21 protein-coding genes are annotated in these 23,933 nt (G+C 55.9%); 5 read left to right on the forward strand and 16 right to left on the reverse strand.

The window, feature by feature from the left end:
• Positions 1–3: 3 nt before the first annotated feature.
• The gene (locus tag NIM72_RS07470; RefSeq protein ID WP_253419677.1) at positions 4–1,431 is read right to left on the reverse strand and encodes an ATP-binding protein; all 1,428 of its coding nucleotides are present in this window, start codon (positions 1,429–1,431) and stop codon (positions 4–6) included.
• A 562-nt stretch (positions 1,432–1,993) separates the two neighbouring features.
• The gene (gene purL, locus NIM72_RS07475) at positions 1,994–5,881 is read right to left on the reverse strand and encodes a phosphoribosylformylglycinamidine synthase (RefSeq protein ID WP_161736190.1); all 3,888 of its coding nucleotides are present in this window, start codon (positions 5,879–5,881) and stop codon (positions 1,994–1,996) included.
• A 267-nt stretch (positions 5,882–6,148) separates the two neighbouring features.
• Between purL and mltF the strand changes: the two genes are divergently transcribed.
• Complete coding sequence (gene mltF, locus NIM72_RS07480) at positions 6,149–7,615, forward strand: membrane-bound lytic murein transglycosylase MltF (RefSeq protein WP_253419680.1); 1,467 nt, start codon at positions 6,149–6,151, stop codon at positions 7,613–7,615.
• Here the strand turns inward: mltF and tadA are convergent.
• Complete coding sequence (tadA, locus tag NIM72_RS07485; RefSeq protein ID WP_253419682.1) at positions 7,612–8,103, reverse strand: tRNA adenosine(34) deaminase TadA; 492 nt, start codon at positions 8,101–8,103, stop codon at positions 7,612–7,614. The genes mltF and tadA overlap by 4 nt on opposite strands.
• 63 nt (positions 8,104–8,166) lie before the next feature.
• Positions 8,167–8,805 carry a phosphatidylglycerophosphatase C gene (gene yfhb / locus NIM72_RS07490; RefSeq protein WP_161736187.1) on the reverse strand — a complete coding sequence of 213 codons (639 nt, stop codon included), beginning with the start codon at positions 8,803–8,805 and terminating at the stop codon, positions 8,167–8,169.
• 155 nt (positions 8,806–8,960) lie between these two features.
• Here yfhb and NIM72_RS07495 point away from each other — a divergent pair, with 155 nt between their 5' ends.
• Together NIM72_RS07495 and NIM72_RS07500 are read left to right on the forward strand one after the other, a co-directional pair.
• On the forward strand, positions 8,961–9,800 hold the full coding sequence (locus NIM72_RS07495) for a MurR/RpiR family transcriptional regulator (protein WP_150012637.1): 840 nt from the start codon (positions 8,961–8,963) through the stop codon (positions 9,798–9,800).
• A 55-nt stretch (positions 9,801–9,855) separates the two neighbouring features.
• Positions 9,856–10,104 carry a YfhL family 4Fe-4S dicluster ferredoxin gene (locus tag NIM72_RS07500; RefSeq protein WP_161736185.1) on the forward strand — a complete coding sequence of 83 codons (249 nt, stop codon included), beginning with the start codon at positions 9,856–9,858 and terminating at the stop codon, positions 10,102–10,104.
• On the opposite strand, the gene acpS is transcribed toward NIM72_RS07500, so the two are convergent.
• The 11 genes from acpS to rpoE form a co-directional block, all read right to left on the reverse strand.
• The gene (gene acpS / locus NIM72_RS07505) at positions 10,101–10,481 is read right to left on the reverse strand and encodes a holo-ACP synthase (protein WP_161736184.1); all 381 of its coding nucleotides are present in this window, start codon (positions 10,479–10,481) and stop codon (positions 10,101–10,103) included. The two genes, NIM72_RS07500 and acpS, sit on opposite strands and share 4 nt — an antisense overlap.
• Entirely contained in the window at positions 10,481–11,212 is a 732-nt protein-coding gene (pdxJ, locus tag NIM72_RS07510; protein WP_161736183.1) for a pyridoxine 5'-phosphate synthase, read from the reverse strand. The genes acpS and pdxJ overlap by 1 nt, the downstream gene beginning before the upstream one ends.
• Before the next feature lie 72 nt (positions 11,213–11,284).
• The gene (gene recO / locus NIM72_RS07515) at positions 11,285–12,013 is read right to left on the reverse strand and encodes a DNA repair protein RecO (RefSeq protein WP_161736182.1); all 729 of its coding nucleotides are present in this window, start codon (positions 12,011–12,013) and stop codon (positions 11,285–11,287) included.
• Between the two features lie 4 nt (positions 12,014–12,017).
• Positions 12,018–12,923 (reverse strand): GTPase Era, encoded by a 906-nt coding sequence (gene era, locus NIM72_RS07520; protein ID WP_161736181.1) that lies wholly within the window; start codon positions 12,921–12,923, stop codon positions 12,018–12,020.
• A gap of 144 nt (positions 12,924–13,067) precedes the next feature.
• Positions 13,068–13,748 carry a ribonuclease III gene (gene rnc, locus NIM72_RS07525; protein ID WP_010257656.1) on the reverse strand — a complete coding sequence of 227 codons (681 nt, stop codon included), beginning with the start codon at positions 13,746–13,748 and terminating at the stop codon, positions 13,068–13,070.
• Positions 13,749–13,879: 131 nt separating this feature from the next.
• On the reverse strand, positions 13,880–14,854 hold the full coding sequence (lepB, locus tag NIM72_RS07530) for a signal peptidase I (protein ID WP_161736180.1): 975 nt from the start codon (positions 14,852–14,854) through the stop codon (positions 13,880–13,882).
• Positions 14,855–14,863: 9 nt separating this feature from the next.
• Entirely contained in the window at positions 14,864–16,663 is a 1,800-nt protein-coding gene (gene lepA, locus NIM72_RS07535; protein WP_033783908.1) for a translation elongation factor 4, read from the reverse strand.
• Between the two features lie 218 nt (positions 16,664–16,881).
• The gene (gene rseC, locus NIM72_RS07540) at positions 16,882–17,346 is read right to left on the reverse strand and encodes a SoxR-reducing system protein RseC (RefSeq protein ID WP_161736179.1); all 465 of its coding nucleotides are present in this window, start codon (positions 17,344–17,346) and stop codon (positions 16,882–16,884) included.
• Positions 17,343–18,299 carry a sigma-E factor regulatory protein RseB gene (rseB, locus tag NIM72_RS07545; RefSeq protein ID WP_161736178.1) on the reverse strand — a complete coding sequence of 319 codons (957 nt, stop codon included), beginning with the start codon at positions 18,297–18,299 and terminating at the stop codon, positions 17,343–17,345. Before rseB ends, rseC begins: the two co-directional genes overlap by 4 nt.
• Positions 18,299–18,952 (reverse strand): anti-sigma-E factor RseA, encoded by a 654-nt coding sequence (gene rseA / locus NIM72_RS07550; RefSeq protein ID WP_013358763.1) that lies wholly within the window; start codon positions 18,950–18,952, stop codon positions 18,299–18,301. Before rseA ends, rseB begins: the two co-directional genes overlap by 1 nt.
• 30 nt (positions 18,953–18,982) lie before the next feature.
• A complete protein-coding gene (gene rpoE, locus NIM72_RS07555) occupies positions 18,983–19,558 on the reverse strand; it encodes an RNA polymerase sigma factor RpoE (RefSeq protein ID WP_013358764.1) in 576 nt (191 codons plus the stop codon).
• 413 nt (positions 19,559–19,971) lie between these two features.
• On the opposite strand from rpoE, the gene nadB reads away from it, so the two are divergent.
• A complete protein-coding gene (gene nadB / locus NIM72_RS07560; RefSeq protein WP_161736193.1) occupies positions 19,972–21,591 on the forward strand; it encodes an L-aspartate oxidase in 1,620 nt (539 codons plus the stop codon).
• Here the strand turns inward: nadB and NIM72_RS07565 are convergent.
• A complete protein-coding gene (locus NIM72_RS07565) occupies positions 21,576–22,325 on the reverse strand; it encodes a tRNA1(Val) (adenine(37)-N6)-methyltransferase (RefSeq protein ID WP_253419685.1) in 750 nt (249 codons plus the stop codon). The two genes, nadB and NIM72_RS07565, sit on opposite strands and share 16 nt — an antisense overlap.
• 165 nt (positions 22,326–22,490) lie before the next feature.
• Between NIM72_RS07565 and srmB the strand changes: the two genes are divergently transcribed.
• A complete protein-coding gene (srmB, locus tag NIM72_RS07570; RefSeq protein WP_161736175.1) occupies positions 22,491–23,819 on the forward strand; it encodes an ATP-dependent RNA helicase SrmB in 1,329 nt (442 codons plus the stop codon).
• Positions 23,820–23,933: the final 114 nt, after the last annotated feature.

A 23,933-nucleotide genomic window follows, 5' to 3' on the forward strand; every position in this document is an offset into this window, starting at 1 on the left:
CAGTCAGACTTTCCCGGCTGTGGTGTTCAGTTCAATTCGAAAACAGACGTCAGCCTGCTCGCAGGAGACCAGCGTCAGATCGCCCTGCATCCGGCGCAGGCAATCTTTGGCGATACTCAATCCCAGCCCGCTGCCTTTCACCGGCCCTTTACGCTGCTGGCTGCCCTGGTAGAACGGTTCGAAAATCATCGCCTGCTCTTCAGGCGGGATCGGCGAGCCGCTATTCGCGACCTCAATCCAGATCCGATCGCCCTGCTGCTGACTGCGAAGCCAGATGGTACCGGATTCGCTGCCGTAGTTCACGGCGTTCGAATAGAGGTTGTCGATGACCCGCATCAGTAACATCGGTTCTGCGAGGCAGTGACTGACCTTAAGATCGACGACCGTCTGCATCAGTTTGGCGCGCGCCGAAAGCGCATGTGCGTTAACGACATCTTCCACAATCTCCGCCACGCTGACCGGCTCCAGCGCGATCGGGCCATCCGCCAGTTTGCGGTTGTAATCGAGCAGCTGTTCAATCAGCTGCTGCAGATGGCGACTGCTGCTGTCGAGGATAGTGACCACTTCTTTTTGATCGGCATTCAGCGAGCCGGCGACTTCGTCCGCCAGCAGTTCCGTGCCTTCACGCAGGCTGGCCAGCGGCGTTTTCAGCTCGTGAGAGAGATGGCGAAGAAATTCATGACGCTGCGATTCCAGCCACTGAAGCCGCTCGCTGAGCCAGACGATGCGCTGTCCCAGCGATCGCAATTCGCGCGGACCGCGAAATGTCCCGCTGTTACCCAGTGCCCGCCCTTCGCCAAGCCGGTTGATCATCCGTTCAATGCGCTTAACCGGACCGATAATCATGCCGGTAAACAGCGTCATCAGTGCCAGGCTGATGATAAACAGAATCAGCGCCTGCCAGCCAAAAAACTGGCCGCGATCGGCAATTTCGCGCTGCAGCTGTAAGCCACGCGAAAAGACCACTTCGCGCGTGTCCTGCACCATCTGCGCATTGGTCGCAGAAAAGCGATCCAGCGCCTCTGCGGCAACCGGCACCGGATTACCATTGTCACATTTCAGTGGCGTCAGCAGCGGCAGCGTCGCCTGTAAGGTCTGGAATGCGGGCAGTTCGGGCAGGCTGGCGCTGTGCGAGCTCAGCATCTGACTGTAGCGGGTATGCTGAGTCTGATAGAGGCGCGCCAGCGAGGCATCATCCAGCACGCAGTACTGGCGATAGCTACGCTCCAGCTCAACCGCCGTTCGCGCCATCGCCTCACTTCTGCGCACATCGGTAAAGGTATTGCGGTTAGTGTCCGCAGCCTGTTCGCTTAATGCAGAGAGACTTTCCCACGCCTGCCAGGCCAGTACCAGCAGGGGCAGCAGCACCAGGACAAACGCCATCAGCACCAGCTGACGCAGAGAACGGGGAAATAAACGCCATTTTTTCACGCAGCCGCTTCCTTAAGATTCGCTGTCTGGATGCTAGCGGACTCTGTCTGCGGAAGAAAGGGGAACGAAAGAAAACGGCAGGCTCAATGGCCTGCCGCTGGCACGACGCGTGATGCATCGCGTAAGAATGGGTGGAGCCTTACTCAACGTTACGTCCGGTGTTTGATAACGCAAGCGATTATCGGTCAGGTGGACGGCAGGCTCCGTTTGGTGCGTCATTCGGGCTTTATGAGCTCTTATCCGCTAAGCGGGGCAATCATAAACAGGTGAATGAGCAGCTGCATGAGTATAGCAAGTTCCATGCCAGAAAATAAATCATTATATTTTTCAGCAAATTGAGCAGACCCGCCCGCTGACTGTCGCGAAAAATCTTATATCAGCACAGGCTGTCTGTCTCCGTAAGGCGACACTAAAATCAGTCTGATAAGCACGCATTAAAAATCAACGAGATAAATGTCGCCATACAGCGACAGCGCAAAGGCTCTGTTGTCGTTATTTGCCAACAGCGGCGCAAAAAAGAACAGGAGGCACGCTGGCCTCCTGTTCATTTCAGTGGATTAAATTAACCCAGCTGTCTGCGCGCATTGCGGAAAATGCGCATCCACGGACTGTCTTCGCCCCACTCGGCCGGATGCCAGGAGTTGCTGACGGTACGGAACACGCGCTCCGGATGCGGCATCATAATGGTGACGCGGCCACTTTCATTGGTCACCGCGGTGATGCCGTCAGGAGAACCATTCGGGTTAGCCGGATAGGTTTCTGTCACCTTGCCGAAGTTATCGACAAAGCGCAGTGCCACCAGCCCTTTCGACTCCAGCGCCGCCAGATGTGTCGCATCACGGACTTCAACAAAGCCTTCACCGTGCGACACCGCGATAGGCATATGCGAACCGGCCATGCCGTCCAGCAGCAGTGACGGACTGGCTGCCACTTCAACCAGGCTGAAGCGTGCTTCAAAGCGCTCAGACTGGTTACGCACAAAGCGCGGCCAGAGGTCGCTACCTGGGATCAGTTCGCGCAGGTTTGACATCATCTGGCAACCGTTGCAGACGCCCAGCGCCAGAGTTTGCGGACGGTGGAAGAAGGTTTCGAACTCGTCACGCACGCGCGGGTTGAACAGAATCGATTTCGCCCAGCCCTCACCGGCACCCAGCACATCGCCGTAAGAGAAGCCGCCACAGGCCACCAGCGCCTGGAACTCTTCCAGACCGCGACGTCCGGCCAGCAGATCGCTCATGTGGACGTCAATGGCGGTGAAACCGGCCCGATCAAAGGCGGCGGCCATCTCCACATGGGAGTTGACGCCCTGCTCACGCAGCACGGCGACGCGTGGACGTGCGCCCGTAGCGATCATCGGTGCAGCCACATCTTCCTGCGGATTGAAGGTCAGATTCACGTTCAGGCCAGGATCGCTGTCGTTCTTCTTCGCTTCATGTTCCTGATCCGCACACGCCGGGTTGTCGCGCAGGCGCTGCATCTGCCAGGTGGTTTCCGCCCACCAGGTGCGCAGCGTGGTACGGCTTTCGCTGTAAACCGCGCTGTCACCGGCCCGGATCACAAAGCGATCGCCCGGCTGTGCACTGCCCAGCAGATGCGTCGAAGCGGCAAGGCCATGATCCGCCAGGATCTGCTCAACCGCTGCGCGATCGGCGGCATTGATCTGGATCACCGCGCCCAGCTCTTCGGTAAACAGGGCGGCCAGCGCATCGTTGCCCAGCGAGGCGATATCAACGTCAATACCGCAGTGACCGGCAAAGGCCATCTCGGCCAGCGTCACCAGCAGACCGCCGTCGGAACGATCGTGGTAAGCCAGCAGTTTCTGCTCAGCCACCAGCGCCTGAATCGCATTGAAGAAGCCCGCCAGCTGTGTGGCATCACGCACGTCGGCAGGTTTGTCGCCGAGCTGACGATAGACCTGCGACAGCGCGGTTGCACCCAGCGTATTCGCGCCGTTACCCAGATCAATCAGCAGCAGCAGGTTGTCCTGTTCGGCCTGCAGCTGTGGCGTGACGGTACGACGCACATCTTCGACGCGGGCAAACGCGGTAATCACCAGCGACAGCGGCGAGGTCATCTCACGCTGTTCGGTGCCTTCCTGCCAGCGGGTTTTCATCGACATCGAATCTTTACCGACCGGGATAGTGATCCCCAGCGCCGGGCAAAGCTCTTCGCCGACTGCTTTCACCGCCGCATATAAACCGGCATCTTCACCCGGGTGACCGGCTGCAGACATCCAGTTAGCGGAGAGTTTCACACGCTTCAGCGAACCAATCTGCGTTGCCGCCAGGTTGGTCAGTGCTTCACCGACAGCCAGACGCCCCGACGCTGCGAAATCCAGCAGCGCAACCGGTGAACGTTCGCCGAGGGCAAAGGCCTCACCGTGGTAGCTGTCGAGGCTGGCGGTGGTCACCGCACAGTTGGCAACCGGGATCTGCCACGGGCCGACCATCTGATCGCGCGCTACCATGCCGGTCACGCTGCGGTCACCGATGGTGATCAGGAAGGTTTTTTCCGCCACGGCAGGCAGATGCAGTACGCGATTCACCGCATCGACCAGCGTAATGCCGTCGCGCTGCAGTTCGGTACCCTGTGCCTGCTGTGTCACCACATCACGCGTCATCTTCGGCGTTTTGCCCAGCAGCACGTCAAGCGGCATGTCGATGGGCTTATTATCGAAATGGCTGTCTTCCAGGCTCAGGTGCAGCTCTTCGGTCGCTTCACCAATCACCGCGAACGGTGCGCGTTCGCGCTGGCAGATCGCCTCGAACTGTGCGAGCTGATCGGGCGCTACAGCCATCACATAACGTTCCTGTGATTCGTTACACCAGACTTCCAGCGGGCTCATGCCTGGCTCATCACTCAGGATGTCACGCAGGTTAAACCGGCCACCACGACCGCCGTCGCTGACCAGCTCCGGCATGGCATTGGAAAGGCCGCCCGCGCCCACGTCGTGGATAAACAGAATCGGGTTCTCATCGCCCAGCTGCCAGCAGCGGTCGATCACTTCCTGGCAACGGCGTTCCATCTCCGGGTTGTCACGCTGAACGGAGGCGAAATCGAGATCGGCATCAGACTGACCCGAAGCCATGGATGACGCCGCGCCGCCGCCCAGACCGATGTTCATGGCCGGACCACCCAGCACCACCAGCTTCGCGCCGACGGTAATTTCGCCTTTCTGCACGTGATCGGCGCGGATGTTACCGATGCCGCCCGCCAGCATAATCGGCTTATGATAGCCACGCAGCTCGGTGCCGTTGTGGCTGGTGACCTGCTCTTCATAGGTACGGAAATAGCCATTCAGTGCCGGACGACCAAATTCATTGTTAAACGCAGCGCCGCCCAGAGGCCCGTCGGTCATGATTTCCAGCGCGCTGACGATACGCGCCGGTTTGCCGAAGTCCTCTTCCCATGGCTGTTCAAAGCCAGGGATGCGCAGGTTAGAGACCGAGAATCCAACCAGGCCCGCTTTGGGCTTGGAGCCGCGTCCGGTTGCGCCTTCATCACGGATCTCACCACCGGAACCGGTCGCGGCGCCTGGCCACGGCGAGATGGCCGTTGGATGGTTATGCGTTTCCACCTTCATCAGGATGTGCGCGGCTTCCTGATGCCAGCGGTATTCGCTTTCGCCGGCGTCAGCAAAGAAGCGGCCAACCTCTGACCCTTCCATCACGGCGGCATTATCTTTATAAGCAGAGAGCACGAAGTCCGGCGTCTGCTCCATAGTGTTTTTAATCATCTTAAACAGCGACTTCGGCTGTTTCTCGCCGTCGATAATCCAGTCGGCGTTGAAGATCTTGTGACGACAGTGCTCAGAGTTCGCCTGCGCAAACATATAGAGTTCAATGTCGTTGGGATTGCGGCCCAGCGCGGTAAATGCCGCCACCAGGTAGTCAATTTCATCGTCTGCCAGCGCCAGACCCAGCGAGATATTTGCCTGAACCAGCGCCTGACGGCCCTCACCCAGCAGATCGACACTCTTCACTGGCTGCGGCGTATGGTGCGCAAACAGCTGCTCAGCCTGCGCCAGATCGCTATAGACCGTTTCCATCATCCTATCGTGCAGCAGTGTACCCAGCGTCTGCCACTGCGCTTCCGTCAGTTGCGGAGCCTGCACATAAAAAGCCAGACCACGTTCCAGACGACGTACCTGCGGCAGGCCGCAGTTATGAGCAATGTCGGTGGCTTTGGATGACCAGGGCGAAATGGTGCCGGGACGTGGCGTCACCAGCAGCAGACGTCCCTGTGGAGCATGTTCAGCGAGAGAGGGACCATATTTAAGCAGGCGTTGCAGGCGGCTCTGTTCGTCAGCGGTTAAGGGCGTACTGACATCAGCAAAATGGATGTACTCAGCGTAAATATCACTCACCGGCAGATGAGCGTCCTGAAAGCGGGTCAGCAGTTTGTTTACACGAAATGCCGACAGGGCGGGCGAACCACGCAGAATTTCCATTAATAAGTCTCTCGTCAGGGCGCCGGGCGACGCTTGATTGGGCGCAACAGGGAAAACGGGGCGTATTATAGAGAAAGCGACCTCGCGACGAAACCGTTTGCGCACAATTTTTGGCAACCCGGATTTGCCTGAATTTTGCGCAAAAGCTGCTATAAAAGTTGCTCAGTGTGATTTTGTTGCGCAAAATGCCCCTCGCTCTGGGAGTTCAAAGAAGATAAATACTGCCTTTAAAAGACAGAGGCCTTAGAGCCAGCGAGAGATAACTATTTGAAACGCCTAAAATTTAATTATCTGTTTATCGGTCTGGTTGCCGTGCTGTTAGCGTTAGCGCTGTGGCCATCCATTCCCTGGTATGGGGGTGGGCAGGACAGGATTTCACAGATTAAATCACGGGGAGTCCTGCGGGTCAGTACCATCAACTCCCCATTGACGTACTACACAGTTAACCAGTTACCGGCCGGTATGGATTATGAGCTGGCAAAACGCTTCGCCGATTATCTTGGCGTCAAACTGAAGGTGACGGTTCGTCCTAACCTGAGCGATCTGTTTGATGACCTTGACGATGGTAAAGCCGATTTGCTGGCCGCTGGCCTGAACTACAACAATGAACGCCTGACGCGCTATCAGACCGGGCCAGGTTACTACAACGTTTCACAACAGCTGGTCTATCGCGTGGATAAGCCACGCCCTAAAAACCTCGGTGACTTAAAGGGGCGGCTGACGGTTGCATCAGGATCGGCCTATCTGTCAACGCTAAAGAGCGCGCGTTCCAATCAGTTCCCCGATCTGGACTGGGCGATCTCCACCGATCAGAGTCCTAAAGCTCTGCTGGAAGCGGTCGCCGACGGCAAGCTCGACTATACCATTGGTGACTCCGTCACTATTGCACTGTTGCAGCGCATCTATCCGCAGCTGGCGGTGGCGTTCGATGTTACCGATGAAGAGCCGGTAACCTGGTATGTGCGGCACAGCGATGACGATAGCCTGAATGCAGCAATGCTCGACTTCTTTAATGGTATGGGCGAAGAAGGCGCGATGGCGCGGCTGGAGGAGAAATATCTCGGTCACGTCGGCACCTTTGACTATGTTGATACGCGCACGTTCCTGCGCGCCATCGACAATACGCTGCCCGACATCAGGCCACTGTTTGAGAAGTACGCCACCAGCATCGACTGGCGGCTGCTGGCGGCAATCTCCTATCAGGAGTCGCACTGGAACCCGCAGGCTACCTCGCCGACCGGCGTGCGCGGCATGATGATGCTGACGCGTAACACCGCTGATAGCCTGGATGTGGGCGATCGAACCGATCCCGAACAGAGCATTCGCGGTGGCAGTCAGTATCTGCAGGATATGATGGCGAAGGTGCCGCAGACCATCCCGGAAGATGAGCGCATCTGGTTTGCGCTGGCGGCTTATAACATGGGTTATGCCCATATGCTTGACGTCCGCAAGCTGACGGCACGCCAGGGCGGTAATCCGGACAGCTGGGCGGATGTGAAGCTGCGTCTGCCCATGCTGAGTCAGAAGCGTTACTACACCCAGACGGCTTATGGCTATGCCCGTGGGCATGAAGCCTATAACTATGTGGAGAACATCCGCAAATATCAGTTAAGCCTGGTGGGTTATCTGCAGGAGCAGGAAAAACGCCTGGCGCAGCAGGCTGAAGCACAAGAAGCACAAGCCGAACTGGCCAAAGGCTATCCGGCGGTCGAACCAAAGATCGCCATGAATTAATCCTGGCGTTGCGCCTGACGCAGCGCTTTTTTCTGCTCGCGACGCATACGGAAGAAGTCGCTCAGCATAGCGGCACACTCTTCAGCCAGCACGCCGCTGTGCAGTTCAACCTGATGATTCATGCCGGGGTGGCCCAGCACATCCAGCAGCGACCCCGCCGCCCCACTTTTAATATCGTGCGCACCATAGACCAGCCGGCTGATGCGGCTGTGAACCATGGCGCCGGCGCACATCACGCACGGCTCCAGCGTCACGTAAAGCGTGGTGTCCAGCAGACGATAATTTTCCAGTGCCTTACCGCCCTGCCGCAACGCCATAATCTCCGCATGCGCCGTCGGATCGTGCTGGCCGATGGGCCGGTTCCAGCCTTCACCGATCACCCGATCATTCTGAACCAGCACCGCACCCACCGGCACTTCGCCCTGCTCCCACGCCCGGCGCGCCAGGTCAAGCGCATGGCGCATCCAGTATTCATCTTGTTGTTTCATGCTGACCACTCCGGGCGACAGAAAAGCGGCGCATTATAGCGGTCTCACCGATCCTTTAGAAATTTATTCCAGCTGTTGCAGCTCACCTGCGGGTGTTACGCGCCAGCGATGCTGACAGAAAAACAGCAGCGGGTTGTCCTGTTTGCTGTCGCTATAGCCGCTGTAGAGCTGTAGCGGCGTGCCGATTTTCTCTTCAAGCTGGGCCACTTTCTCATGGCCGAGGCAGCGCATTGCCAGTACCCGCCCGCCCCAGCCGCGCTGCATCTGACTGGCAATCAGCTTCACGCGTGGCAGAAACGCGGAGTCGTAATAGACCTGCTCTACCAATGACTGTGGCGATCCGGTGATGAGCCAGACGTCAGCATCATCACTGCCGAGGTAATCCGTCAGGCGCTGCTGCACCACCGGGAAAGCTTTTACGCGCAGGCGAAACCACTGGGCAAACTCGGCTTCGAGCCGCAGCAATGTCTGCTCGGAGCGGCCAAAGGTAATTGACCAGAGCAGCAGGCTCATGGGCCAGCGTGCCGCGCGGCCTTTAAACAGCAAGCCCATGCCCACCACCGGCAGTAACGGCACCACCAGCAGCAGATTCAGCGGACGGCGACGCAGCAGATAGCGCATAAAGGTGCCGAACATGTCCTGCTGATGCAAAGTGCCATCGAGGTCGAAAAATACGATGCGACGTTGTGTTCCCCTGGTCAAACAACTCTCCTTAACGGCTGATTCCGGGATGATAAAGAGTAGTGTAGCCATCATCAGGCGGTACGGCGATGACGGTCATTTTTAATTCCGATGACTACAATGCCTGATGAATAGTTTATTCTTCACTGATTATCCCTGAATTACGAGGATTGGGCATGAGTTCATTGCTGCGCATTCGCCAGCTTTATCCACGTCTGGCATTGAACGAGCGTCGGCTGGCGGATTTTTTACTGTCGCAACCCGATAAGGCACGTCACCTGAGTTCGCAAAAGCTGGCGGAAGAGTCCGGCGTCAGCCAGTCGAGCGTGGTGAAGTTTGCTCAGAAGCTGGGATACAAAGGCTTTCCGGCGCTTAAGCTGGCTCTGAGTGAGTCACTGGCGGACAAGGATGCTATTACCGTGCATAACCATATCCTCAGCGACGACCCGCTTAAAATGGTGGGGGAAAAGCTGCTGACCGAAAAGCTTTCGGCGATTCGCGCCACGCTGGATATTAATAGCGAAGAGAAGCTCAACGATGTGTTACAGCTGCTGAAAAATGCCCGGCGCATTTTACTGGTCGGCATCGGTGCATCGGGCCTGGTGGCGAAGGATTTCTCCTGGAAGCTGATGAAGATTGGCATTAATGCAGTGGCGGAACAGGATATGCACGCCCTGCTGGCCAGCGTGCAGGCGATGGGGCCAGGCGATGTGCTGCTGGCCATCTCCTACACCGGGGAACGGCGCGAGATTAATCTGGCGGCGCAGGAAGCGGTGCAGGTGGGCGCCGATGTGGTGGCGTTTACCGGCTTTACGCCGAACACCCTGCAGCAGAGTGCCAGCTATTGTCTCTACACGGTGGCGGAAGAACAGAGCACCCGCAGCGCAGCGATCTCTTCGACCACCGCACAGCTGGCGCTGACCGATCTGCTGTTTATGGCGCTGGTGCAAAACGATCCGGAGCGTGCGTCGAGTCATATTCGTCACAGCGAAGCGCTGGTGAAAAAGCTGGTCTGATCAGCGACAGCGCGTATAATACCCGCGCTTTTTCTGTTGTTATCAGGTGGGAAAAATGGCGCTGTTGATTACGGCCAGATGCATTAACTGCGATATGTGTGAACCGGAGTGCCCGAACCAGGCGATTTCACTGGGCGATGCGATCTATGAGATTGATGTCAGCCGCTGCACGGAATGCGTCGGGCATTATGAGGTGCCAACCTGTCAGCAGGTCTGCCCCATCGACAACACCATCATCACTGACCCACAGCACACCGAATCACGCGATGCGCTGTGGGAGAAGTTCGTGCTGCTGCACGGCTAGCTCTCAATGATGACTGTGGCGCAGGCATAGTGACGCTCATCGGCCAGCGTCACGTGAACGTGTTTAACGCCCAGCCTCTCCGCCACGTCAGCTGCATGCTGAAAGAAGCGTAACCCCGGTTTACCCAGCGCATCGTTGTAAACTTCAAACTGATTAAACGCCAGACCACCGCGAATGCCGGTGCCAAAGGCTTTTGCTGCCGCCTCTTTGACTGCAAACCGCTTGGAGAGAAAGCGCACCGGCTGCTTGTGTGCCTGATACTGCTGCCATTCGGCTTCGCTCAGCACCCGGCGCGCCAGCCGGTCGCCGGAGCGCTCAATCACCCCGGCGATGCGTTCAATCTCAACGATGTCGCTGCCCAGTCCCAGAATAGCCATTAGCGGCGGGCTTCACGCAGCAGTTGCTTCATCTCTTTAACCGCCTCCGGCAGGCCACTCATCACCGCACGACCGATAATGGCATGGCCGATGTTCAGCTCATGCATTTCCGGCAGCGCCGCAATCGGCAACACGTTGTGGTAGGTCAGACCGTGACCGGCGTTGACCTTCAGCCCCAGGCTGGCGGCAAAGGTGGCGGCATGGCGAATGCGTGCCAGCTCCGCGTCACGTCCCCGTCCCTCTGGTGCCTCGGCATAAGCGCCGGTGTGAATTTCGATATAAGGCGCACCTGTGGCAACGGCCGCTTCGATCTGGCGGTGGTCGGCATCAATAAACAGTGAAACCAGAATGCCCGCATCACGCAGCAGTCGTACAGCCGCGTTCATCTTCTCCTGCTGCCCTGCCACATCCAGTCCGCCTTCCGTGGTCACTTCCTGACGCTTTTCGGGCACCAGACAGCAGAAATGGGGCTGGATATCGCAGGCGATGCCGATCATCTCATCAGTGACCGCCATCTCCAGATTCATGCGCGTCTGGATAGTGTCACGCAGGATACGCACGTCGCGGTCGGTAATGTGACGGCGATCTTCGCGCAGGTGCACCGTAATACCGTCTGCGCCTGCCTGCTCGGCGATGAACGCCGCCTGCACCGGATCGGGATAGTTTGTCCCACGGGCGTTACGCACCGTGGCAATGTGATCGATATTGACACCTAACAGCAACTCAGCCATGACCATCCTCACTTCTTTTCCATCGTGATGTTGAGTGTACCGCGCAAATGTAAACAGGCGGTACGACCAGCGCTATTCTTCTTCCTGTTCGGGCTTTTTCTTCGGGATAAACTGGCGGAACAGCTCCTGACTTTTCAGCGGCTTGCCACCCAGATAGGGCTTCAGGGCGATGCGGGTAAAGCGCTTAGCAGCGCGCAGCGTATCGGCATCGGGAAACTCACGTTCACACAGGGCGTGCAACTCACGGCCGGTAAAGCTGCGCTGATTGACCACCAGACTGGCGATAAAACCGCGCTCTTCACGGTAACTGTACGTCATGTCTTCGCTGACCGGCTCGCCGCTACCGGCGCAATGCAGGAAGTCGACGCCATACCCCAGATGACCGAGCAGCGCCAGTTCAAAACGGCGCAGTGCCGGTTCGGGCTTGCCGTGCGTGGAAGCTAATGCCTGAAGGCAGTTGAGATAGTCGAAGAAAAGTTCCTGGAAGGGAGATTCCGGCTGCAATACGCGCGAGACCAGCTCATTGACGTAGAGACCGCAGTAGAGCGTGATGCCGCTGAGCGGTAAGGCCAGCGACACCGCTTCAGCATTGCGCAGGGTTTTGACGTCCCCGCGCCCGCTCCAGCGAACCAGCAGCGGGGTAAAAGGCTGTAATGCACCTTTCAGCTGAGAGCGCCGCGAGCGTGCGCCCTTGGCCAGCACCCGTACCCGCCCTTCGTTTTCGCTGAACAGGTCGAGCAGCAGGCTGGTTTCGCTAAAGGGACGACTATGCAGCACAAAGGCGCGTTGCCAGCCTTCCATTGAATCAGAGATCGTCTGTATAACCCAGGCTGCGCAGCGCTCGTTCGTCATCTGCCCAGCCGGATTTCACTTTCACCCACAGTTCGAGATGCACTTTGGCTTCGAACATCTCTTCCATGTCCCTGCGCGCTTCTGTTCCGATGACTTTGATTTTGGCACCTTTGTTGCCAATCACCATCTTCTTCTGCCCTTCGCGCTCGACCAGAATCAGTCCATGAATGTCGTAACCGCCGCGTTCGTTGGTCACGAAGCGCTCAATCTCCACGGTGACCGAGTAAGGCAGTTCAGCGCCCAGGAAGCGCATCAGTTTTTCACGGATCATCTCTGACGCCATGAAACGCTGAGAGCGATCGGTGATGTAATCTTCCGGGAAGTGATGATCGGCCTGCGGCAGATGCTTGCGGGTAATGGCCGCAATGGTATCGACGTTTTTGCCGCTCTCCGCAGAGACTGGCACGATATCAAGGAAGTTCATCTGCTGGCTCAGGAACTGCAGATGCGGCAGCAGGATGGTTTTATCCTGGATGTTGTCGACTTTATTCACAGCCAGCACAACCGGCACTTTATTGTCGCGCAGTTTGTTTAACACCATCTCATCATCTGGCGTCCAGCGGGTACCTTCAACGACGAAGATCACCAGCTCTACGTCGCCGATAGAACTGCTGGCTGCACGGTTCATCAGACGGTTAATGGCGCGCTTCTCTTCCATGTGCAGTCCGGGGGTATCGACGTAAATCGCCTGATAGTTGCCCTCAGTATGAATGCCCATGATGCGGTGGCGCGTGGTTTGCGGCTTACGCGAGGTGATCGACACCTTCTGCCCCAGCAACTGGTTCAGTAAGGTGGATTTACCGACGTTCGGTCGGCCAACAATCGCGACAAAGCCGCAATAAGTAACGTTTTCGCTCATTCGAGTCCTGAATTGTTCAGCGCCTGATGCGGCGCCGAAGAGTGCTATTTGAGTCATGTGTCATTCAGCGTCTTCTGACGCCGGGATAGAGCTGTCAGAGGGTGATTGATTCAGCGCCGGTTATGGCACTGTCACCCGACAGACCTATTCGAGACCTAATTTTATCAGTGCCTGTTCAGCCGCTGCCTGCTCGGCTTTACGACGGCTGGAGCCGACGCCGACGACCGGCTCGGCCATGCCACTCACCTGACAGTGAATGGTGAATTCCTGATCGTGGGCTTCGCCGCGCACCTGCACCACCAGATAACTTGGCAGCGGCAGATGACGTCCCTGCAGATACTCCTGCAGGCGCGTTTTGGGATCTTTTTGTTTGTCGCCAGGACTGATTTCATCCAGGCGCGTCTGATACCAGTCGAGGATCAGCTGCTCTACCCGCTCGATGCTGCTGTCGAGGAAGATACCACCAATCAGCGCTTCCACCGTATCCGCCAGGATCGATTCGCGACGGAAACCGCCGCTTTTCAGCTCACCCGGCCCTAAGCGCAGGCACTCGCCAAGATCAAATTCGCGTGCCATTTCAGCCAGCGTATTGCCGCGCACCAGCGTGGCACGCATGCGGCTCATGTCACCTTCATCAACCCGCGGGAAGCGGTGATAAAGGGCATTCGCAATCACATAGCTAAGAATAGAATCGCCCAGAAATTCCAGGCGCTCGTTGTGCTTGCTGCTGGCGCTGCGGTGAGTCAGGGCCTGCTGTAACAGTTCCGAATGAGTAAAAGTGTAGCCCAGTTTGCGCTGAAGCTTGTTAATCAGGATGGGGTTCATGCGATTCCAGTTCTTTGTTGCGTCTGTGACTCTGCATACCAAACGGGGCTGGCAGTCCAACACGTTCCGTTTGGTGTGCAGTGGCCTCCCTGAGGAGGCCACCCGATTTGCCTGTTAATCAGACAAAATTATTAGTGGATACCGCCGATGCGACTGAATCGCACGCCGGTTGGCCACTGACCTTCTTGTTTCTCAAAACTCATCCAGATAGCGACCGCTTTACCGACCAGATTACGCTCCGGGACAAAGCCCCAGTAACGGCTGTCGGCGCTGTTATCACGGTTGTCGCCCATCATGAAGTATTGCCCTTTCGGCACGACCCAGCTCGCCTGCGGCTGACCCGGCTGCTGATAATACATGCCCGCCTGACTCTGCGCTTCGTTAACCAGCAGAATGTCATGGGTCACGTTACCGATAGTCTCTTTACGGGTTGCCATGCGCAGACCACCGCGCAGGGTATCGCCCTGTGGCACCTGATAAAAACCGTTGCCGGTTTCGTTGCCATCAAAGCCGCTAAAAGTCTGAATAAAGTTGCTTGGTTCAACGTCGGTATAAGTCACTGCCAACGCTGTGTCACAGGCTTTATCATCACCACAGGTCGGTTTCACCGTTAGCGTTTTGCTGTAAGGATCATAGATGACTTTATCGCCTGGCAGGCCAATCACGCGCTTAATATAATCCAGGCTCGGATCTTTCGGGTATTTAAATACCGCAATGTCGCCGCGCTTCGGCTGACCGGTTGGGATCAGCGTCGTCTGGGTAATCGGATCTTTAATGCCGTAAGCAAACTTCTCCACCAGAATAAAGTCGCCAATCAGCAGCGTTGGCATCATCGAGCCAGAGGGAATCTGGAACGGTTCGTAAATAAACGAACGCACGATGAAAACCACGGCCAGCACCGGGAACACGGAGGCGGTCGTCTCAACCCAGCCTGGCTGCGAAGAGACTTTCGCCAGCGTTTTGCTGTCAAGCGCGTTACCGGTCTGGGCCTGCGCCGCCGCCTGTTTCGCGCGACGCTCGGGTGCCCATTTGAAACGATCAATTACCCAGACGATGCCAGTAATCAGCGTCGCTATCGCCAGAATCAGGGCGAACATATTAGCCATTGGAAATCCTTATTTGCTGTCCTTACCGACATGCAGAATGGCGAGGAACGCTTCCTGTGGCAGCTCAACGTTACCAACCTGCTTCATACGCTTCTTACCATCTTTCTGTTTCTGCAACAGTTTCTTCTTACGGCTGACGTCACCGCCATAACACTTGGCGAGAACGTTTTTGCGCAGCTGTTTAACCGTTGAGCGCGCAATAATGTGGTTACCGATGGCAGCCTGAATCGCAATATCAAACTGCTGGCGCGGGATGAGATCTTTCATTTTCTCAACCAGATCGCGGCCACGATAAGGCGCATTGTCGCGGTGAGTAATCAGCGCCAGCGCATCCACACGTTCAGAGTTAATCAGTACGTCGACACGCACCATGTCTGAAGGCTGGAAACGTTTGAAGTTGTAATCCAGCGAGGCATAACCGCGCGAGGTGGATTTCAGACGGTCAAAGAAGTCGAGAACCACTTCTGCCATCGGAATTTCATACGTCAGTGCAACCTGATTGCCGTGGTAAACCATGTTGGTCTGCACGCCACGCTTCTCAATACAGAGCGTGATGACGTTGCCCAGATACTCCTGTGGCAGCAGCATGTGACATTCCGCGATCGGCTCACGCAGCTCTTCGATGTTATTCAGTGGCGGCAGCTTGGATGGACTATCGACATGAACGATTTCGCCACCGGTGGTCACGACTTCATACACTACCGTCGGTGCAGTGGTAATCAGATCGAGATCGTATTCGCGCTCCAGACGCTCCTGGATGATCTCCATGTGCAGCAGACCGAGGAAGCCACAGCGGAAACCAAAGCCCAGCGCCGTTGAGCTTTCTGGCTCATAGAACAGCGAGGCATCGTTCAGGCTCAGCTTGCCGAGCGCATCACGGAACGCTTCATAGTCGTCAGAGCTGATCGGGAACAGACCGGCATAAACCTGCGGCTTCACTTTTTTAAAGCCTGGCAGCGCTTTGTCTGCCGGGTTGCGAGCGGTGGTGAGGGTATCGCCCACCGGTGCGCCGAGGATATCTTTAATGGCGCAGACCAGCCAGCCGACTTCACCGCAGTTCAGTTCATTACGGTCGACACGTTTCGGGGTAAAGATACCCAGGCGGTCAGCGTTATAAACCTGACCGGTGCTGAGGACTTTGATCTTGTCACCTTTACGCATGGTGCCGTTTTTTACACGCACCAGCGAGACAACGCCCAGATAGTTATCAAACCAGGAATCGATAATCAGCGCCTGTAGCGGACCTTCCGGATCGCCTTCCGGCGGCGGAATATCGCGCACTAAGCGTTCCAGCACGTCCGGAACGCCGACGCCGGTTTTAGCGGAGCAGCGCACCGCATCAGCAGCATCGATGCCGACGATATCTTCAATCTCCTGCGCAGCGCGATCGGGATCGGCAGCAGGCAGGTCGATTTTGTTCAGAACCGGCACTACTTCCAGATCCATCTCCATCGCGGTGTAGCAGTTCGCCAGTGTCTGCGCTTCAACACCCTGACCCGCATCCACCACCAGCAATGCACCTTCGCAGGCAGCCAGTGAGCGGGAAACTTCATAAGAGAAGTCTACGTGGCCCGGAGTATCAATGAAATTGAGCTGGTAAGTTTCGCCGTCTTTCGCGTGGTAATCGAGTGTGACGCTCTGTGCTTTGATAGTAATGCCACGCTCACGCTCCAAATCCATGGAGTCAAGAACCTGCGCAGCCATTTCACGGTCAGAAAGGCCACCGCAGATCTGAATAAGGCGGTCAGAGAGCGTAGATTTACCATGGTCGATATGAGCGATGATGGAGAAATTTCTTATGTGCTTCATTTATAGGGATATCTTCGCTTAAAATTCAGTTGAAAATCTGAGCACAGACACATTCAGGAAGATCGCTCTTTACCCACAATCCTGTCAGCCTCATTAATGACGACGCATATTACACTGTTAACGCCGCGCATAAAAGAATGGAACGTGGTGGAAGCGAAACAGATATCTGCGCAAGGCAGAACGGACAAAGGCCGCGGGATGCGCGGCCTGGGCGTACATTACGCTTCGCTTTCAACACGCAGCGCATCGGGCGGGAGGGCGATGTTCAGAATAACCGGCTGAAAGGCTTCGCGATCGCCAAATTTCATTGAAACGCCTTTCGCAACAATAAAGCCACCGATGCCACCCAGCAGTGCACCGCAGGCGGCCGCCAGATCGCTGCTGAACAGCGACTGAAACAGTCCGGCAATCAGGAACAAACCAAATAGCGGCGTCATATAGACCAGCAGCGCTGAACCCAGAAGGCTACTCTCTTTGATGCCTAACTCAATGCGCTGTCCCGGCTGCAGCGGCTTGCTGCTGGCAATCTGCATCACATGAGCATTCTTCGGACCGAGTTTATTCAGCATATGGCTGCCGCAACCTTTGCGCGCCTGGCAGCTATTGCAGGACGTTTTTGCTTCGGTATGCAGTGTGGCAATGCCATCCTGCCATGCCACCACGGTGGCCCATTCTCTCATCATTTTTGTGACCCCAGGTCGATGCTGTCAGCAATACGTTTTGCGGTTGAAGGCGGTAATTCGCCGATCACCGCAATTTCGTTATTATTGCGCACAACGGTCTGGACCGTACGACGCCCAGTGCGCAATGTCTGCGTTGTGCTGCTTTTATCGGCAGGCGTCACATTGATCGCGAAACTAAACAGCCCATCGCTGTAGAGCTTCGACTCAATATTTTTGTTCAGCCCCGGCAGCGTGCGACGATTCTGCGACACCAGCGTCATGCCTGCGGGTATCCAGCCTGGCTGCCATGCGACAGTAACCGCGTCCCCTTTTGGCACGGAAAGCGATGGTGGCAGATTCGCTTTCTCCAGCCCTTGCATCAGATTGCGTACTCCTTCATCCACTGCAAAGCTGATAACGCGGAACTGTTCCAGCGTTTCACCGTCACGATCAAGCAGGTCGATACGTAGCGGTAGCCTGGTATCCACATCCAGCCAGACCACATAGCTGTAACGGGTGCCATCGCGAGACACGATACGCAGCACATCACACATCTGATCGGCAATGCGCGAGCGACCCACGGTAATAAAATCGTAGGCAGTGGCAAGTTTGGTGAAGTCAGCAAAAATCACCGACGGCAAAGCGTCAATAATGTGATTGCCCGGGAGCGAAAAGGGATCAAGGCCTGGTTCGAAGTAGCTGATATCGTTGCCACGCTGGATCACTTCCCGACGTGGCCCGTCCATCTGCAACAGCTGCGCGAATATTCGGTTATCGATCACAGCATGACGGTAGCGCAGCGATTCAATGCCGATGCGTGAGACGTTAATATAGGCAAATTCATAGTTGAGGTTCTGACTTGCCTGCTCCATCTGCTGCAATAGCGCCCCGGACGCAGTAGTTTGCGCCGGGGCGGCAGATGACCATAACAGGCTGCCTGTCAGCAGGCTAACAGCATACCAAAACGGCTTCATTACTGCTGCTGCTGTCCTAATGACTGGTTTCCGGGAACATCAACCTGCGCCTGTTTTGGCGCATCGGTTTCAAACTGCAGCTGATCAGCGTGCAGCCGGCGTTGCAGTTCATAGTCCTGCAGCATGGCGTTCACGCGACGACGCTGATCCTGAACCTGCTGATTAGAGCTGTTCGTGTCAAAGGCATCAGACGGCACGCCCAGGCTCACCGGTGAGGCTTTACCCATCATCGGCAGCGTATTGAACACCGGAGAGTCAGATGTCTGCGTGGCGCTACCCTGCGGCTGGTTGTAGTGCTGAACACCCACGATCACGGCCAGTGACACGCAGGCAGCCACACCCACCTGAGTCAGTTGCGCAGCCCATGGACGCGCTTTTTTCCAGAACGGCATTTTTTCCCAGCGGGAAGGTTCTGGCTGAGCTTCAGGGATCAGCGTGGTAACCGTACGTAACGGTTCTTTTTCGATAGCAGCAGCGACGCGCGCAGAGATATCAAAATGCAGGACATCACCCACATCACCGCGCATGGTATCGCGAATAAGATGATAGCTCGCCCAGCTTTTCTGTAGTTCTGCGTCCTTAGACAAGGCGGAAAACAGCTCGTTATCTAAGGTCTCACCATCCATTAAAGCGGAAAGTTTTTCTTTCTGCATGCCTATGTACCCTTCCAGTAGCCGTTATCACTAACGTTGGATAAGCGGTTGAACTTTGTTATCAATGGCCTCTCGCGCACGAAAGATACGTGATCGAACAGTGCCTACCGGGCAATCCATAATGACGGCGATCTCTTCATAACTCAGACCGTCCAGTTCCCTGAGGGTAATTGCCATACGCAAGTCCTCGGGTAGCGCCTCGATGGTACGAAAGACAATTTGTTTCAATTCGTCAGACAACATTAAGTTCTCAGGGTTCGAAATTTCTTTTAATGCACCCGCACTTTCGAAATTTTCGGCGTCAATAGCATCCACATCACTGGATGGTGGACGACGCCCCTGAGCAACCAGGTAATTTTTCGCTGTGTTTACCGCAATGCGGTACAGCCAGGTATAAAACGCGCTATCGCCCCGGAAAGAGTCCAGTGCGCGATACGCTTTAATAAACGATTCCTGTACTACATCAGGCACGTCGCCCGAGGGAACATAGCGTGAAACCAAACTCGCCACTTTATGCTGGTAACGAATCACCAGTAAGTTGAACGCTTTTTGATCTCCCTTCTGTACCCGCTCGACAAGGACCTGATCCGTTAACTGCTCGCTCATCCGAGGTAATGTCTCCCCAAATTTTTCATATGCATAAAGTAACTGCCAGCACATCTCATGTTCTGAGCAAGCATGCGCTTAGAGTTGTGATGTGGTGCGAAGTTCACTTCCCGCCGTGATATTTACCGCTCCGATGGAGATAACACAGGTTGTTCGTTTTCGTTCAGTGTCAGGAGCGTAAATCGCAGGCAGAGTAACCTATGACAGCAGCTTTTTCATCATTAAATCCTTTAGGTTTAATAAGTTTGCTATAAAAAACCAGAGTTAAAGCAGCCCGTTTTTAACGTACTGATTATAGAAGACTTATGATCATAGCCAGATGAACGCGCGTGGCATGTGTTTAAAATACTTCACAGAACCTCCTGTTGCGCTTATGCTCAGGCCTGGTCTTGTTTAGTAAATTAAACATTATGATGAATGCGAATCCGGATTATCAGTGTGATGTGTTGATTGTGGGCAGCGGTGCGGCCGGCCTGTCGCTGGCGTTACGGCTGGCGAAACAGTATCAGGTAACCGTTCTCAGTAAAGCGCAGGTCAATGAAGGGTCAACCCTTTATGCGCAGGGTGGTATTGCTGCGGTATTTGATGAGACGGACAGCATCGAGTCGCATATCGAAGATACGCTGATTGCCGGCGCAGGATTATGCGATCGTGAGGCCGTGTCGTTTATTGCCAGTAATGCCCGGCATTGCGTGCAGTGGCTGATCGACAACGGCGTTGCCTTTGATCTCGATCCGCAGGCGGCGGGTGACATGCGCTATCACCTGACTCGTGAAGGCGGCCACAGTCATCGCCGCATTCTGCACAGCGCTGACGCCACCGGCCATGCGGTGGAAACCACGCTGGTGAGCCAGGCATTAAGCCACCCTAACATCCGGATTCTGGAACGGACTAATGCGGTCGATCTGATTCTTTCAGATAAAATCGGCCTGCCTGGCCCACGCCGGGTGGTGGGTGCGTGGATCTGGAACCGTAATCGCGAGCAGGTCGAAACCTGTCGGGCGCGGGCCGTCGTCGTTGCAACCGGCGGTGCCGCCAAAGTCTATCAATATACCACTAACCCTGACATTGCTTCCGGTGATGGCATAGCGATGGCGTGGCGCGCGGGCTGCCGGGTGGCCAATCTGGAATTTAACCAGTTCCATCCGACCTGCCTGTTTCATCCGCAGGCGCAGAATTTCCTGTTAACCGAAGCGTTACGCGGAGAAGGTGCCTGGCTGTTACGTCCCGATGGTAGCCGTTTTATGCCCGATTTCGATGAGCGCGCCGAACTGGCCCCGCGCGATATTGTTGCCCGGGCTATCGACCATGAGATGAAACGGCTGGGCGTTGACTGTATGTATCTGGATATCAGCCACCAGCCTGAAGAGTTTGTGCGCGCACACTTCCCGATGATCTATGAGAAATTGCTGACCTTTGGCTTTGACCTGACCAAAGAGCCGATCCCGATTGTACCCGCCGCGCACTACACCTGCGGTGGCGTCGTCGTCGATCAGCACGGTCAGACCGACGTCAGTGGCCTGTATGCCATTGGTGAGGTGAGTTATACCGGCCTGCATGGCGCTAACCGCATGGCCTCCAATTCGCTGCTGGAGTGTCTGGTGTATGGCTGGTCCGCGTCAGAGGAGTTGATGCGTACCCTGCCCGGCATTGAAGCCGTCACTGCACTCCCCGCATGGGATGAGAGTCAGGTTGATGACGCCGATGAACGCGTCGTGATCCAGCATAACTGGCATGAGTTGCGTCTGTTCATGTGGGATTATATGGGAATTGTCCGCACTACCCGGCGGCTGGAACGGGCGTTGCGTCGCATCAACCTGCTTCAGCAGGAGATCGATGAATATTACCGCCATTTCCGCCTCTCCAATAATCTGCTGGAGCTGCGGAATCTGGTGCAGGTCGCTGACCTGATGGTGCGCTGCGCGCTGGAGCGTAAAGAAAGTCGCGGCCTGCACTATATCCGTGACTATCCTGACTTACTGCCAGAAGCGCTGCCAACTATTCTGACCCCGCCAGGTTACATGAAGAGGTAAAAGTCCTGCGTCAGGCTACACCACTCATCAGAATAGCGGGTGTCTGGTGCGCGGATTGCGAGACGCTCCAGCAGCGTTTCACCGGCCTGCGGCGACAGCCCCAGCACGACGCGGTGCGGCGGACGATGGGCATATTCCGCCACGTCCAGCCGGAAACGCAGATACCAGCCATCGGCCTGCGCCAGGGCGATAAACGTCTGCCCAATATCGATGGGCAGCACTACGCAGAACATCCCCTCTTCTTCAATTAATAAGGCTGAACTGCGTAACAGCGTCTGATGATCGAGCGAGGCCGTTGCACGTGCGTTGTCCCGAGCCACGGTAGAGCAGGCTACGCCCGGCGCGAAATAAGGGGGATTGCTGACAATCAGTGAATAACGTTTATCACACTGTTCAGCCCAACTGGCGATATCCTGCTGATGAACCTGAATACGTTCAGGCCACGGTGACTGCTGCACATTCTCCTGCGCCTGCTGTGCGGCTTCAGGTTCTAACTCCACCGCATCGATTTGAATCTGTGACGGCGTGCGCTGCGCAAGCATCAGCGCGATTAATCCGCTGCCACTGCCAATATCCAGAATGCGTCTCACTCCGGCGACCGGTGCCCAGGCACCAAGCAGAATGGCATCGGTGCCCACTTTCATCGCACAGCGATCGTGGGCAACAAAAAATTGTTTAAAGGTAAAACCGTTCTTGTTTAACTGAGGCCGTTCACGCGGCTTATCCTGCATCATTCGTCACTACCATCGTTTTTTTCCTGCCGCACGGCAGCGCATGAGTGTAACGTGACAACAGTGGGAATTCACGCAGCAGACAATCCCAGGCGCAGCGGAAACGGATTAACAGATGAAGATTCAGTCTGATCTGTCTATAATCAGCGCCCCAAACTGAGGTAGACCATGACAGTAACCACATTTTCCGAACTCGAACTCGACGAAAGCCTGCTACAAGCGTTGCAGGAAAAAGGCTTTACGCGCCCAACAGTGATCCAGGCCGCTGCAATTCCGCCCGCGCTGGAGGGCCGTGACGTTCTGGGTTCGGCACCTACAGGAACCGGGAAAACCGCCGCGTATCTGTTACCGGCGCTGCAGCACCTGCTTGATTTTCCGCGCAAGAAATCCGGGCCGCCACGCATCCTGATTGTGACCCCGACCCGTGAACTGGCGATGCAGGTTGCCGATCATGCGCGTGAGCTGGCGAAACATACGCATCTGGACATCGCCACGATCACCGGCGGCGTGGCTTATATGAACCATGCCGAAGTTTTCAGCGAAAATCAGGACATTGTGGTCGCGACCACCGGCCGTCTGTTGCAGTACATCAAAGAAGAGAACTTTGACTGCCGCGCCGTAGAAACCCTGATACTGGATGAAGCGGACCGCATGCTTGATATGGGCTTTGCTCAGGATATCGAAACCATCGCGGCTGAAACGCGCTGGCGCAAGCAAACCATGCTGTTTTCCGCCACGCTGGAAGGCGACAATATCCGTGACTTCGCCGAGCGTCTGCTTAACGAACCGGTTGAGCTGGAAGCGGATCCGAGCCGTCGCGAGCGCAAAAAGATCCAGCAGTGGTACTACCGCGCTGATGATCTGCAGCATAAAACCAAATTACTGATTCATCTGCTGAAGCAGCCGGATGTGACGCGCAGCATCGTGTTTGTGCGTAAGCGTGAACGTCTGCATGAACTGGTGAGCTGGCTGCACGAAGCGGGGATTCGTAGCAGCTATCTTGAAGGCGAAATGGTTCAGGCCAAGCGTAACGAAGCGATTAAGCGTCTGAGTGAAGGACGCGTTAACGTGCTGGTTGCGACGGATATCGCCGCGCGTGGTATCGATGTTGAAGATGTCAGCCATGTCTTCAACTATGACATGCCGCGTACCGCCGATACCTATCTGCACCGCATCGGTCGTACCGGTCGTGCGGGCCGTAAAGGCATCGCCATTTCACTGGTCGAAGCGCACGACTTCGTTCTGCTGGGCAAAATCACCCGCTATGTGAACGAACCGATCAAAGCGCGCGTGATTGATGAGCTGCGCCCTGAAACGCGTGCGCCAAATGCTAAAACTACGGGTAAACCGTCGAAAAAGGTGCTGGCGAAGCGTGCAGAGAAGAAAGCCAGCGAAACGGAAAAACCGCGAGTGAAAAAACGCCATCGTGATGCCAAAAATGTCGGCAAACGCCGCAAGGCAAGCGGCACTACGCCAGCTAACGAGAATGCGGAATAAAACATCATACGCATAAAAAAATCGCCTCTCAGGAGGCGATTTTTTTTATCTGATAGTCAGTTACGGCCTTTTAAGAGTGTTTTTTCTGCCAGTACGCTTTCCTGACAACAGTGG

The organism is Pantoea sp. B550, assembly GCF_024158165.1.
Taxonomy (GTDB): Bacteria; Pseudomonadota; Gammaproteobacteria; order Enterobacterales; family Enterobacteriaceae; genus Pantoea; species Pantoea alfalfae.

Coding starts and splice junctions, on each gene's coding strand:
- lepA (WP_033783908.1), bottom strand. CDS start 16,663: ATGAAGCACATAAGAAATTTCTCCATCATCGCTCATATCGACCATGGT.
- acpS (WP_161736184.1), bottom strand. CDS start 10,481: ATGGCTATTCTGGGACTGGGCAGCGACATCGTTGAGATTGAACGCATC.
- rnc (WP_010257656.1), bottom strand. CDS start 13,748: ATGAACCCCATCCTGATTAACAAGCTTCAGCGCAAACTGGGCTACACT.
- NIM72_RS07565 (WP_253419685.1), bottom strand. CDS start 22,325: ATGATGCAGGATAAGCCGCGTGAACGGCCTCAGTTAAACAAGAACGGT.
- purL (WP_161736190.1), bottom strand. CDS start 5,881: ATGGAAATTCTGCGTGGTTCGCCCGCCCTGTCGGCATTTCGTGTAAAC.
- recO (WP_161736182.1), bottom strand. CDS start 12,013: ATGGAAGGCTGGCAACGCGCCTTTGTGCTGCATAGTCGTCCCTTTAGC.
- lepB (WP_161736180.1), bottom strand. CDS start 14,854: ATGGCTAATATGTTCGCCCTGATTCTGGCGATAGCGACGCTGATTACT.
- NIM72_RS07500 (WP_161736185.1), top strand. CDS start 9,856: ATGGCGCTGTTGATTACGGCCAGATGCATTAACTGCGATATGTGTGAA.
- rseA (WP_013358763.1), bottom strand. CDS start 18,952: ATGCAGAAAGAAAAACTTTCCGCTTTAATGGATGGTGAGACCTTAGAT.
- nadB (WP_161736193.1), top strand. CDS start 19,972: ATGAATGCGAATCCGGATTATCAGTGTGATGTGTTGATTGTGGGCAGC.
- NIM72_RS07495 (WP_150012637.1), top strand. CDS start 8,961: ATGAGTTCATTGCTGCGCATTCGCCAGCTTTATCCACGTCTGGCATTG.
- rseB (WP_161736178.1), bottom strand. CDS start 18,299: ATGAAGCCGTTTTGGTATGCTGTTAGCCTGCTGACAGGCAGCCTGTTA.
- rseC (WP_161736179.1), bottom strand. CDS start 17,346: ATGATGAGAGAATGGGCCACCGTGGTGGCATGGCAGGATGGCATTGCC.
- pdxJ (WP_161736183.1), bottom strand. CDS start 11,212: ATGGCTGAGTTGCTGTTAGGTGTCAATATCGATCACATTGCCACGGTG.
- srmB (WP_161736175.1), top strand. CDS start 22,491: ATGACAGTAACCACATTTTCCGAACTCGAACTCGACGAAAGCCTGCTA.
- rpoE (WP_013358764.1), bottom strand. CDS start 19,558: ATGAGCGAGCAGTTAACGGATCAGGTCCTTGTCGAGCGGGTACAGAAG.
- tadA (WP_253419682.1), bottom strand. CDS start 8,103: ATGAAACAACAAGATGAATACTGGATGCGCCATGCGCTTGACCTGGCG.
- era (WP_161736181.1), bottom strand. CDS start 12,923: ATGAGCGAAAACGTTACTTATTGCGGCTTTGTCGCGATTGTTGGCCGA.